The organism is Candidatus Thioglobus sp. NP1 (assembly GCF_003326015.1).
GTDB lineage: Bacteria > Pseudomonadota > Gammaproteobacteria > PS1 > Pseudothioglobaceae > Pseudothioglobus > Pseudothioglobus singularis_A.
The window spans coordinates 59,633-72,271 of the sequence record NZ_CP023860.1; the positions used below are offsets into that span (position 1 = coordinate 59,633).

General features: G+C 35.0%; 11 protein-coding genes and 1 other RNA gene. 6 read left to right on the forward strand and 6 right to left on the reverse strand.

What is annotated here, in order from left to right; translation table 11 throughout:
* Positions 1–56: 56 nt before the first annotated feature.
* From holA to ssrA, 4 genes are all read left to right on the forward strand, one after another.
* The gene (holA, locus tag CRN91_RS00375) at positions 57–1,076 is read left to right on the forward strand and encodes a DNA polymerase III subunit delta (protein WP_114114486.1); all 1,020 of its coding nucleotides are present in this window, start codon (positions 57–59) and stop codon (positions 1,074–1,076) included.
* The gene (locus CRN91_RS00380) at positions 1,064–2,323 is read left to right on the forward strand and encodes a glutamate-5-semialdehyde dehydrogenase (RefSeq protein WP_114114487.1); all 1,260 of its coding nucleotides are present in this window, start codon (positions 1,064–1,066) and stop codon (positions 2,321–2,323) included. The genes holA and CRN91_RS00380 overlap by 13 nt, the downstream gene beginning before the upstream one ends.
* 14 nt (positions 2,324–2,337) lie before the next feature.
* The gene (gene tyrS / locus CRN91_RS00385; protein WP_114114488.1) at positions 2,338–3,522 is read left to right on the forward strand and encodes a tyrosine--tRNA ligase; all 1,185 of its coding nucleotides are present in this window, start codon (positions 2,338–2,340) and stop codon (positions 3,520–3,522) included.
* Positions 3,523–3,555: 33 nt separating this feature from the next.
* Positions 3,556–3,905, forward strand: a transfer-messenger RNA (tmRNA) gene (gene ssrA / locus CRN91_RS00390).
* 67 nt (positions 3,906–3,972) lie between these two features.
* Here the strand turns inward: ssrA and CRN91_RS00395 are convergent.
* Entirely contained in the window at positions 3,973–5,136 is a 1,164-nt protein-coding gene (locus tag CRN91_RS00395; protein WP_254424944.1) for an aminotransferase class III-fold pyridoxal phosphate-dependent enzyme, read from the reverse strand.
* Between the two features lie 111 nt (positions 5,137–5,247).
* Positions 5,248–6,234, reverse strand: coding sequence for a phosphotransferase (locus CRN91_RS00400; protein WP_114114490.1), 987 nt, complete (start codon positions 6,232–6,234; stop codon positions 5,248–5,250).
* Positions 6,235–6,564: 330 nt separating this feature from the next.
* Between CRN91_RS00400 and CRN91_RS00405 the strand changes: the two genes are divergently transcribed.
* Together CRN91_RS00405 and CRN91_RS00410 are read left to right on the forward strand one after the other, a co-directional pair.
* Entirely contained in the window at positions 6,565–7,227 is a 663-nt protein-coding gene (locus tag CRN91_RS00405) for an HAD family hydrolase (RefSeq protein WP_114114491.1), read from the forward strand.
* A 30-nt stretch (positions 7,228–7,257) separates the two neighbouring features.
* Positions 7,258–8,517 carry a BaiN/RdsA family NAD(P)/FAD-dependent oxidoreductase gene (locus CRN91_RS00410; RefSeq protein WP_114114492.1) on the forward strand — a complete coding sequence of 420 codons (1,260 nt, stop codon included), beginning with the start codon at positions 7,258–7,260 and terminating at the stop codon, positions 8,515–8,517.
* Here the strand turns inward: CRN91_RS00410 and CRN91_RS00415 are convergent.
* The 4 genes from CRN91_RS00415 to CRN91_RS00435 form a co-directional block, all read right to left on the reverse strand.
* Positions 8,510–9,715 (reverse strand): DegT/DnrJ/EryC1/StrS family aminotransferase, encoded by a 1,206-nt coding sequence (locus CRN91_RS00415; protein ID WP_114116033.1) that lies wholly within the window; start codon positions 9,713–9,715, stop codon positions 8,510–8,512. The two genes, CRN91_RS00410 and CRN91_RS00415, sit on opposite strands and share 8 nt — an antisense overlap.
* A gap of 195 nt (positions 9,716–9,910) precedes the next feature.
* Positions 9,911–11,452 (reverse strand): phosphoenolpyruvate carboxykinase, encoded by a 1,542-nt coding sequence (locus CRN91_RS00420; protein ID WP_114114493.1) that lies wholly within the window; start codon positions 11,450–11,452, stop codon positions 9,911–9,913.
* 283 nt (positions 11,453–11,735) lie between these two features.
* Positions 11,736–12,209 carry a PaaI family thioesterase gene (locus CRN91_RS00430; protein ID WP_114114495.1) on the reverse strand — a complete coding sequence of 158 codons (474 nt, stop codon included), beginning with the start codon at positions 12,207–12,209 and terminating at the stop codon, positions 11,736–11,738.
* A 64-nt stretch (positions 12,210–12,273) separates the two neighbouring features.
* Entirely contained in the window at positions 12,274–12,621 is a 348-nt protein-coding gene (locus CRN91_RS00435) for a hypothetical protein (RefSeq protein WP_254424945.1), read from the reverse strand.
* Positions 12,622–12,639 lie beyond the last annotated feature (18 nt).

Here is a 12,639-nt window from a genome sequence, read left to right on the forward strand (position 1 = left end):
ACTAGGTTAAATCTTGTTTTGTATCATTTTTACTCAACATACAGCTATATAAAACCATGAACATAAAACCTGAACAACTCTCAAATAACCTTGCAAGCGGTATTAAGCCAATTTATTTTGTGTTTGGAGCAGAAATACTATTAGTTGAACAATCCTTAACATTAATTAAAGATTTTGCAAAAGAACAAGGCTTTAGTGAACGCACTCGATTTGATATTGATGGTAATTTTTCTTGGGATGCAATCTTTGGCCTAATTGCAAGTCCATCACTTTTTGCTGAAAAACGAATCATTGAGTGCCGACTCACAACTGGGAAAATTGGTATTAAAGGATCTAAAGCTCTCGCTGAGCTAACTGAAATTCTGCCAGATGATATTTTGCTAATAATTTCTACAGGCAAACTAGATATAGCTCAGCAAAAAAGTAAGTGGTTTAAGGCATTAGACAAAAATGGGGTTACCATTCAGCACTGGGAAGTTCAAAGTGATCAACTTGTAGGGTGGCTTCTTAATCAAATGAGACAGCTAGGCTTAAATCAGAATAATGATGTTGCAAATGCAATAGCTTATGCTACCGAAGGAAATCTTTTAGCAGCAATGCAAGAAATTCAAAAACTTCAAATTGCTTATCCAGATGGTAATATTGCTGCCGATCAATATCTAAATCAAATTGATCAGCAGTCACAATACTCAGTCTTTGGCCTAATTGATGCTGCTCTTAAGGGTGATTCTATTAAAGTTAATAAAATTTTTAACTTTCTTGAGGATGATGCATCACCACCAGTAATAATCATTTCATCACTCTACCGCGAAATAAAGTCATTAGCTACAATGTCAATCGAACTCAAACAAAATCAAAAAATTGATGCAATCTTTAATAATCATAGAGTTTGGCAAAAAAGAAAGCCATTAGTCTCAAATGCTTTAAAAATGCATAGTTACCAAAAACTTCAAAAATTACTTTTAACGCTTGGACGTATTGACCGCTCTGTAAAAGGCATGGATAATCTTAATGTTTATGATGAATTACGAAGTGTCGTAATTACTTTATCGGGTAAAAATCAATGGACTCAATAAGTCAACTAATAGCAAGCATTGGACAAAAGGCAAAAAAAGCCTCTAACTCGTTACGTGTTGCAAGCACTTCTGCCAAGAATAATGCTTTAGTTAATATTGCTAAGGAAATTAAAAAGAACCAAGGTGCTATCCTTGATGCCAATAATAAAGATTTACTTATCGCAAAAAATAATAATATTGATGATGCACTATTAGATCGCCTAATGCTCAATGAAGAAAGACTTTTAGGGGTTATAGAGGGTCTTGAACAGATTGTATCTCTTGATGATCCCATTGGAGATGTTTCAGAATTAGTTAAAAGACCAAGTGGTATTGAAATTGGCAAAATGAGCGTTCCTCTTGGAGTCATTGGGATGATCTATGAGTCTCGGCCAAATGTTACTATTGATGCAGCAGCATTATGCATAAAGTCGGGTAATGCTGTCATTCTAAGAGGTGGCTCTGAAGCAATTAATTCAAATATGGCTTTTTATGATTGCATAAAAAATGGACTCATTAATGCAGGCCTTGACCAGAACTCAGTTCAACTTATTGAGATAACTGATCGTGAGGCAGTAATAGAACTTGTTAAGGCTAGTGACTATGTAGATGCTATTATCCCTAGGGGTGGCAAGGGACTTATTAAAAATGTAAGTAATCATGCTAGAGTTCCAGTAATCAAACATCTTGATGGTGTTTGTCATACCTACCTCGATGAAGACGCTGATCCACAAAAAGGGATCGATATTGCCTTCAATGGTAAAACTCGTCGCTACGGAGTCTGTAACGCAACAGAGACTCTTCTTGTCCATAAGAATTTTGATAACAAAGCACTTGATCAATTAATAAAACTTTATTTTGATAAAGGAGTGGAGCTTAGGGGATGTGAGGTATCACAAAAACTTTCAAACAATATTCTTGGCGCCACAGAAGAGGACTGGAGTGAAGAATATCTTGCTCCAATTCTTTCAATTAAAATGGTCAACTCAGTTGATGAGGCCATCTCTCATATTGAGAAATATGGCTCTTCACATACTGATGCAATAGTTACTGAAAACAAAGCTCATTCAGATAAATTCCTGGCAGAAGTCGACTCTTCTTCTGTTATGGTTAATGCTTCAACGGGTTTTGCTGATGGTTTTGAATATGGACTTGGTGCAGAAATTGGGATTAGTACTGGAAAATTTCATGTCAGAGGCCCTGTTGGTCTTGAAGGATTGACATCACAAAAATATATCATCATGGGTGATGGACAAACAAGGCCATAAAGAGAGCATATAAAATGACAATTAAAGAAACACTAGCTATCATCCAACGAGGAACGGATGAAATTCTCCCTCTTAATGAACTCAAGACTAAACTAGAAAAAAACAAACCTTTGCGAATTAAATTAGGTCTCGATCCAACGGCGCCAGATCTTCATCTTGGGCATACTGTTGTTATTAATAAACTAAAGCAGCTTCAAGATCTTGGTCATGAAATTATTTTCTTGATTGGAGATTTCACAGGAATGATTGGAGATCCAACTGGAAAGAATGTTACTCGTAAGCCACTAACTAAAGAAGAAGTAATCGAAAATGCTAAGAGTTATGAAGAACAAGTATTCAAAATATTAGATAAAGATAAAACTAAAATTGCTTTTAATTCTGAATGGATGGGCAAGATGAGTTCTACTGAAATGATTTCTCTAGCATCAAAGCATACGGTTGCAAGAATGCTGGAACGTGATGATTTCTCAAAGCGGTATAAATCTAATCAAGCAATTTCGATACATGAGTTTTTATACCCATTAGTTCAAGGCTTTGATTCGGTTGCTCTTCAGGCTGACATGGAGCTTGGAGGCACAGATCAAAAATTTAATCTTTTAGTTGGTAGAGATCTTCAAAAGCAATCTGGAATGGAGCCTCAAGTAATTCTAACTATGCCTCTTCTGGAAGGTCTCGATGGCGTTCAAAAGATGAGTAAGTCTCTTGATAACTATATTGGTATTGATGAGACTCCTGATAGTATGTTTGGAAAGATAATGTCAATTTCAGATGAGTTGATGTGGCGTTATCTTGAGCTTCTTAGCTTCGAATCACTTGAGACCCTTGAATCCTGGAAGAAGGAGGTTAAAGATGGTGAGAATCCAAGAAATATTAAATTCCGCTTAGCTGAAGAAATTATTACGCGCTTTCATAACAATGAACAGGCCAAAAAAGCTCAGCAAAACTTTATAGATCGATTTGCTAAAAATCAAACCCCAGATGAGATGGATGAATTTACCTTTGATCAGGGCATGAAGATTGCAAATCTTCTTAAAGACTCGAATCTAGTTAGCTCAACTTCTGAAGCCTTTCGTATGATAAAGCAGGGTGCTGCTAAGATCGACGGTGAAAAAATTAATGATAAAGATTTAATTCCTAATAAAGGCACGTCAGTTTATCAAGTTGGTAAGAGAAAATTTGCGAGAATTACAATTAGCTAAATCTAGATAATCAAGAGTATAATATAGCTATCTGGGGATGACATGGCTTCGACGAGGAGTTGGATTTCAAGGATGCATGTCGAGGATAAAGATTACTCGTAAAAATGTTCTTTAAATAATAGTTGCAAACGAAGACAACTACGCTTTAGCAGCATAATGCTAACCGTTACTTAGAAGTTGTCTGTACTTTTGGGATAACGGTCGCTTACAGACTCGCCACTATTATTATTTTAGGATAATAGGGTTAAAACCTAAACTAAAATCGCTTTCTACATCCCTGTTGGTCGGGTGGTAAAAAGTTAACTCAATAGACCTATACTAAGCATGTAGATTTCTTGTTTGAAGGTTTTCGGACGGGGGTTCAATTCCCCCCATCTCCACCACTTAAATCAAAATGCGAAAGCATTCTTGATTTTATGTGTCGATAATATGTACCTGAATAATGCTAGATTAGACTAATAATTTTGACAATGAATCCACCAATAACTTTGCATTATCTTGGGTAAAGACCAGAGGAGGTTTAATTTTAATAACATTATTATATGGTCCATCAGTACTGAGGAGTATGCCAAGTTCTTTCATTTTATCAGTAATCAACTTTGCCTTTTTTGTTGCAGGTTTTAGGGTTTTTCTTTCTTCAACCAATTCAATTCCAATAAATAATCCAGCACCTCGAACATCGCCAATCAATGAAAATTTATCTTTTAATAAACACAACTCTGAGAGCAAATAATTTCCTACATATTGGGCATTGTGCTGCAACCCCTCCTGTTCAATTACATTGAGAACAGAGAGTCCAATTGCACAAGAAACTGGGTTGCCACCAAAAGAGTTGAAATACTCCATACCATTATTAAAAACGCTTGCTATTTCAGCTGTGGTTACAACAGCTGCAATAGGATGGCCGTTACCCAGCGGTTTGCCAATTGTGACGATGTCTGGGATGACTTCTTGTGTCTCAAACCCCCAATAGGCAGAGCCTACTCTGCCCAAACCCACTTGAACCTCATCACTGATACAAACTCCAGAGGAAGCCCTTATCCATTTATACGACTCCGCTAAAAAATCATTTGGTAATGGGATTTGCCCACCACAACCTAGGATTGGTTCAGCAATAAAGGTTGAACTCCCACCCTGCTTATTAATTGCCTCCTTAACCGCTTGGGCATATTGTTTTCCCGCAATTTTTGGGTTATTAAATTCACCCCTGAATAAATCTGGTATTGGAACAACTTCAACATGTTTTGGCTTACCCTGCCCACCCTTACTATTAAATTTATAAGGACTGATATTGATTAGAGAGTCAGTGTTTCCGTGGTAGGCGTGATCTATGACAATTGTACTATCATTACCCGTATATGCTCTGGCCATTCTTAAAGCCAGCTCGTTCGCCTCACTACCCGAATTCACAAAATAACAAATGGACAAGGGTTTAGGTAATTTTCTGCAAAGCTTCTCAGCCAACTCAACAATATTATCATGCAGATAACGAGTGTTTGTATTTAATAGTTGATTCTGCTTGTGAGCTGCCTTTATAACATCAGGATGGCAATGGCCAACATGACTGATGTTATTGACACAATCTAAATACTCCTTACCTTTTTCATCATACAAATATTGCCCCTTCCCCCTGAGTATTTTTAGTGGGTCTGAATAAGACAGAGACAGAGATGGACCCAGATGTTTTTTTCTCAACTTCAATGTATTTTTTTTGGATTTCACTTTTTAATATATTTTAAAATTACTTAATACTTTGTCAGCAAAATTTTTCAAAAATTTCCATGCGTATGGCTCAGTAACTGAAATATACTTATTTTCAGGAAATAGTTTTTTTCGGTAGTTCGCTGTTACGACAGTAAAACACGCTCGAATGAGAGCAAGATGAATGAGTGAGTCAATTTCTTCATCTCTTAATGGATAAACTGATTGAAATCCTTGGACAACTGACTTAATTTTCGTTTCAGGCTCTGCTTCTTCCAGAATAAGATAAGTAATGGCAACCGCTAATTCGCTTGCTAAAAAAGTATACGCCATATCACCAAAATCAATAACACCAGAAATGTGCCCATTGTCTTTTATAAGTACATTATGATCATTGCCATCATTATGAATATACTGGGTACGTAAATATTTTTCATTTGGCACAATTTTTAAATGATAATTTGCAATAAAATGACTCACTACAGCCTTATCTGACTCACTCTCAATATAGTCTAAATGGTTCTTCAAAAAGTCAATATTTCTAACATCCCATATCCATTTACGCTTTAAATCTGGATAACTAAACTCTCGAAAAGCAACATCCAACTTACCCAGAAATGCACCAAATTCTTCCAACAAGAAAGGCTCAGGATTCTCAACGTCCTTTATAAAACGTCCTGCTAAAAAAGATTGTAGGCGAATAAAACAGCCATTATTCTGACTAATAAATTTACCTTCTAAAGTCTTAATCGTTCTTGGTACTTGCATAGAAGAGTCAAAGTTAGCGATATGCTTCAAACTAGCTACTTGTAAATTAATGAGCTCAACATCCTCTGCTGGATTTGAAATCTTTAATACAAATTCCTTACCATCTTCGCGTTTCAAATAAAAATTTTGATCTCTCTCACTATCCAAGACTTTAACTGAGACTTCAAAACCGTATAAAGTTTTTGCAATTTGTTGAGCTTCAGAAGGGCTAAATCTTGATGGAGGAACAGATATAACAGACATAAGTATTAAGTTACCAAAAAAAGTAAGGCCAGTAAAGCTGGATAAATGCAAACAATTTTATCAAAATCTAGCCATAGGCTTTAATTTTTTATAATGCATAGAAATAGGACTGATAAATGGGCAAAACATAATAAATGAGTTATTCAACTCTCAAACTATTCCCCGCATGCAATATTAAAGTTGACTATAAGGAAGAGAATAGAAAATCATTTTACCTTTCGTAGATGGCTTTGGTGAAGGGCGATGGTTGGTTCAATCCCCACAATCTCCTCCACATATCTTAATTACAAGAAGATATAATATCGACTTTTATAAAAAAAACATATGATAATGAATTTCAAAGCAATTCTATTTGGATCAATTGGTACACTTATTGAAACTTCAGAGTTTCAACGCCGAGCTTTTAATCAGGCATTTTCTGAGGGGGGTCTTGATTGGAACTGGAAACCTGAAGAGTATAGAGATCTCCTTTCAAATTCTGGAGGTTATGCTAGGATTAAAAACTTTGCAATAGCATGTGGCATTGATATAGATTCAAAGCATTTATATGAGCAAAAAACTAAAATTTTTGATAGTTTTATGGCTACAGAAAATATTGAACTTCGCCCTGGTGTTGCCAACCTAATTCGTCATGCAAAAGATAATAATTTAGAAATAGCATTCGTGACAAGTACAACAGAAGCAAATATTAATGCAGTTTTTCTTGCGATCAAAGACCAATTAAAGCGAAGTGATTTCAGTTTCATTGGTAATGATAAGATGGTTTCTAAACTAAAACCAAATCCAGATATATACCTAAAAGCACTTTCTGAATTAAATTTAGACGCAAAAGATTGTATTGCTATAGAAGATACAGAAATTAGTATGAAGTCTGCTTTAGCAGCATCTATCCAATGTATTGCCTTCCCTGGAGAATTTGCACAAGATAATAATTTCACTGGTGCTGCGCATCTTACAGAGAATTTAAATATAGATATATTTACTGACCTCTAGCTGACTAAGAGGTTCTGAGGTTAAATCTCATTGAAGGAATATAAACAAAAAATTATTGCTATTATCGGAGGAGGGGCTAGTGGAATTTTTGCTTCTCTACGCTGCGCTGAAATTGCAAAAGAAAAAAATATTGATATTAATATTAAAGTTTTTGAGGCTTCCTCTAAATTCCTAAAAAAGGTTCGCATTTCTGGTGGTGGACGTTGCAATGTCACTCATAATATATTTGAAGTAAATGATTTTTGTTTAAATTATCCTCGGGGTAGAAAAGAACTACTCTCTCCTTTTCAAAAGTTTCAAGCTGCTGATACCGTTGAATGGTTTAAGCAAAGAGGCGTAAAACTTAAACATGAAAATGATGGTCGAATGTTTCCTATTTCTGATAGTTCAGAAACGATTATCAGTTGCTTTATGGAAGAAGCTGAAAAGTATGGGATTCAATTATTGAACAAAAAGAATGTCAAGAATATAAATAAGTTAGAGAATGGAAAATTATCACTGTCTATTAATGATAGTGAAACTTTTATTACTGATTCAGTATTAATTGCAACAGGAAGCATGCCAAAAGGTTATGAACTTGCTAAGAATCTTGGACATTCAATTACTGAAATTGCGCCCTCACTTTTTACATTTAAAATTACAGATACAATTTTAGAAAATTTACCTGGGACTTCATTTTCCAATGCTGCCTTGACTCTTAAAATTTATGGAGAAAGATCTTTTTATGAAAAGGGGCCTCTATTAATTACTCACTGGGGATTGAGTGGACCTGCACTTCTAAAACTATCGGCATGGGCTGCACGTGAGATGATGCATACCAACTATAAAGCAAAAATTATTGTAAATTGGCTTGGCTTGGAAAGACAAGATGATGTTGAAAAGTTACTAGCAACTATTAAGAATAGTAATACAAAAACTAATATTGGAAAAGCTTACCCTAAAGAATTAACCAAAAGATTTTGGCATCAACTTTTAATCAAATGTGAAATTCAAAAAGAAATAAACTGGTCAGAAGTTAGCAAAAATCAATTGAATAGAATTCTTAATAATTTATTTAAGTGTGAGCTTGAGGTGATTGGTAAAAGTCGCTTTAAGGAAGAGTTTGTTGAATGTGGCGGCGTAGATCTCAAGGAAATTAATTTTAAAACCATGGAAAGTAAAGTCTGTCCTGGGCTATATTTTTCAGGAGAAGTGATTGATATTGATGGAATTACTGGTGGATTTAATTTTCAAAGTGCATGGACAGCAGGTTGGATTGCTGGAAGTCATATGCCGTTCAATTCTAATTAGTTTTTGATACAAAAGATTGTGCACATTCACTGATAATATCGGCTAATAAAGAACAATCATCTAAAGAAAATGTAAGTGGTAGTCTGAGATCAAAAAGGCCAGAAAGAATCTTGTCTGAATATTCCAATCTTTGTTGCTTTACATACTTCCAACTCTTATGGTTACTTGTGAATCCGTTTGGATCATCACTACCAAACCATTTTATCTCAACCCCATGTTCTTTATTAATTTCAAGAAATTTAGCAGCATCACTTGGAGAAATACCCGGTATTCTAAACTGAATTGAACTTCCAACATAACTCTCCTTAGCAGTGCGTTTAGGAAGCTTAATACCTTTAACCTCCTTAAGTTTTTTCTCAACTAATTGATAGCGCTCATTCCAACGCTTAATATTTTTATCAAGAGATTTTAACTGAGGCCTAAGAATAGCAGCCCTAAGATTATCCATTCTGCCCGAATAGTTTGGAGTTTCTAATCGAATATCAGCAAATACTTCTTTATTAGGTGCAGCGCCATGTCTTTCATAAAGCATATAGGACCCTGAAAGAATAATAGCTCGTGCCATAAATTCCGGATCATCAGAAGTAAGTAAACCACCTTCTCCTGAATTTAAATGCTTATAAGTTTGAGTACTAAAACAACCAGCCAGACCAAAATTACCACTCCTCTCGTCATTCCATTTAGCGCCCATTGTATGAGCACAATCCTCAATTAATATCAAATTATTTTCCTTAACAATTTGCATCAATTTATCCATATCAACGAGATGTCCACGCATATGAGATATTAGTAAAAAACGTGCTTTACTAGATACCACTTTTTTTGACAGATCATCTAAATCAAGAACAAGATTTTCATTAATTTCTATAAAAATGGGCTCTCCACCTGCATTTGAGATTGAACCAGGTACTGGTGCAAGGGTATACATATTAGTCAAAACCTTTTCATCAGCTATGAGTCCTGCGGCCTTAAGGGCAACGCTCATTGCATAACCTCCAGATGCGCAGGCAAGACAAAAACGGCTTCCTTGAAAACTGGCATATTCCTGTTCTAGCAGTGATGCCTCAGAAAGCTCATTACTAATTGAATTGTATCGATGGAGCCTGCCTGATTTAAGAACTTCAGTTGCTGCATTTATTGCATCATCACTGATTGGCTCTTGCTGAGTGAAAGGTCTGGTAAAAATTTTTGTAGTCATAGCCATTAATATAGCTTTTTTCTAAATAAAAAGAGAAATAGTATACAAAAAATACTACTTTGCAAATATTTCTTTTGTTACTTGAACTATAATCTTTTATATAAACTCTAAAAAATTTCTATATGAAAAATACACCACCTGTAGTAAAAGTCGCAATAGCTGTTGCGATAGTTGTTTTAATTGTGCAGTACTTTTTTATGTATTAGAAGCAGTTGGCCCAGCCTCAATAATAGCGCTATCAACATCAAACTTTTTAAAATTTTGAACAAATAAATTAGCTAGTTTTTTTGCTTCATCATCATAATTTAGTTTATCTGACCAAGTGTCCCTTGGATTAAGATAAAAACTATCAACTCCTGGAACCTTGGAAGGAATATCAAGATTTAAGTAGTCAAGATGCTGGATTTTTGAGTCGTATAAAGAGCCATCTTGGCAAGCAGAAACAATAGCCCTTGTTACGGGAATTGGAAACCTTGAACCGGCACCATCTGGTGCTCCAGAGCCGCCAGTCCAGCCAGTGTTAACCAGATATACTTTTGTATCAAATTCGCTTAGGCGCTTAATTAATAAGTTTGCATAACTACCCGCAGAACGAGGCATGAATGGCGCTCCAAAACAAGATGAAAATGCTGGATTGATACCAGCTTCTGCACCTAACTCTGTAGAGCCAACTCGAGCTGTGTATCCAGATAGAAAGTGATAAGCTGCTGCTTCATTACTTAAAATTGAAACAGGAGGCAAAACACCTGAAACATCACATGTCAAGAAAATAACTACCTTGGGTTCACCTGCAGCATTCTTAACAACACGCTTTTCAACATGCTCAAGTGGGTATGAACATCTGCCATTCTCAGAGATCGTTGTATCATCATAATCTGCATGGCCATCTTCATCAACTTTAACATTCTCAACAATTGATCCATGATGGATTGCGTCCCAAATAATTGGCTCATTCTTTTTTGAAAGATTGATTGTTTTTGCATAACAACCGCCCTCAATATTAAATACTGAGCCCTTTGCCCAACCATGCTCATCATCGCCAATTAAGTATCTTTCAGGATCAGCTGAAAGAGTTGTTTTCCCTGTACCTGAAAGTCCAAAAAATAAAGCTGTCTCTCCATTCTCACCAACATTCGCTGAGCAATGCATAGGTAAAACATCTTTTTCAGGTAATAAAAAGTTTTGAACAGAAAACATTGCCTTCTTCATTTCACCAGCATAACGCATACCTGCTATTAAAACTTTTCTTTGGGCAAAATTTATAATAACAACACCATCAGAGTTGGTTCCATCTCTTTCCGGTAAGCACTCAAAAGAAGCTACATTTAATATTTTCCATATATCTTTATTATTAGGATTGAAAGAATTAGGCTTAATAAACATATTGTGAGCAAATAATCCCTGCCAAGCAGTCTCAGTATTTACTTCGACTGGAAGGTAATGCTCAGAATGAGCACCAACATGAAGATGAGAAAGAAAGTGGTCTTTTAATGACAAATGATGATTTACTTTATCCCAAAGAATGTTAAATTTTTCCTCTGGAAAAGGTCTGTTCACTTCACCCCAATCAATTGATTTAGATGTTGCAGACTCATCAACAATAAAACGATCATTAGGACTTCTTCCAGTTCGCTTACCAGTGATAATAAGAAGAGCGCCTGTATCTGTAAGAGCTCCTTCGTTTAAACTTAATGATTTTTTAATCAACTCACTAGACGTTAAATTATTGTAAATCAAAACGCTACCTTCCTTTGCTCCAAAAAAGGAATTATCACATAAAAAAAAGGAAAAATATCAAACAAAATAAAATATATTTAAATTAAATTATTTCTAAATACACTCCCAGAACATGGGAGATGATCTAAGCAAGAAATTCATTAAATTTGGCTGCATTATAAACAAAAAAATAAATACAAAAGAAATGGCAAGAATTAGTATTTTTTGTTTGCTCCTAATTGATTTAATTTTAACTCTTTCTTGATTTTGAAATTCAATTTGAGATAAGTTTTGACTCATTTTATTATGTTTTATCTTTCAACGATAAAGTCAGTTCAAACCTTGCAACAACATCCTTAGACAAAGAAGGCACAGTTGCATCTATGTTTAATTTGTAATTGTGTCGCACTCCTGAACCTGAAGCTTGCTTTACTAGGTCTCTAATTGCTAATCCATCATGACATGTAAAGTGCACATCACCCTCAGGACGTTTCAAGAAATCTGCCTTAAAATCTTTAAAAATAAGCGTAATATTTCGCCCACTTTCTTTAATAGGCTCCATTGCAAGGAAACCGCCAGTAATATCAGCACCAACAGCTAAAACACCAAAATACATACTGCCAAAATGATTCTTAGTTCGACGCCTTAAGGCAATCTTTATCTCAATCTTTTCATCAGTATGTTCAATTACCTTAGGCCTACAGTACCAAATCATTGGAACTTTGAATATACCAAACTGTCGAATAAGTCGATTTGTTTTAATCTCTCTTGAAGGCATAAAGGTTTAAATTAAAAGCATTATTAATATAGATTACTATTATAAAAGATATTAAATAAATATATTAAACAGAGTAGTCATCAACTATTGAACATTGAGCACTCACAGCTGTAGCGGTTAACTTATCATAATCATCTGCTGGCCATCTAATAACGTCTGCAAAATAAAAACTACCATAGGAATACTCAAAATTATCACCATAAAATTGTTCATAATCGTTTCTAAATTCAATAATTTCTAATTCCAGTCCATTGAAATAGTTGGCATCTTCGCCAAATTCGATAAGATTATCTTCTACTATTCTGAATTTAAACTTTTGAGGAATATATTTTATAAGTCTGCCTTCCTTAATTTCTACAGCTTGAGTCATCTCGCAATAATAGAGGTCTCCAACTGCAGCTAAAGTTGACAAAGAGAAGAAACTAAATAA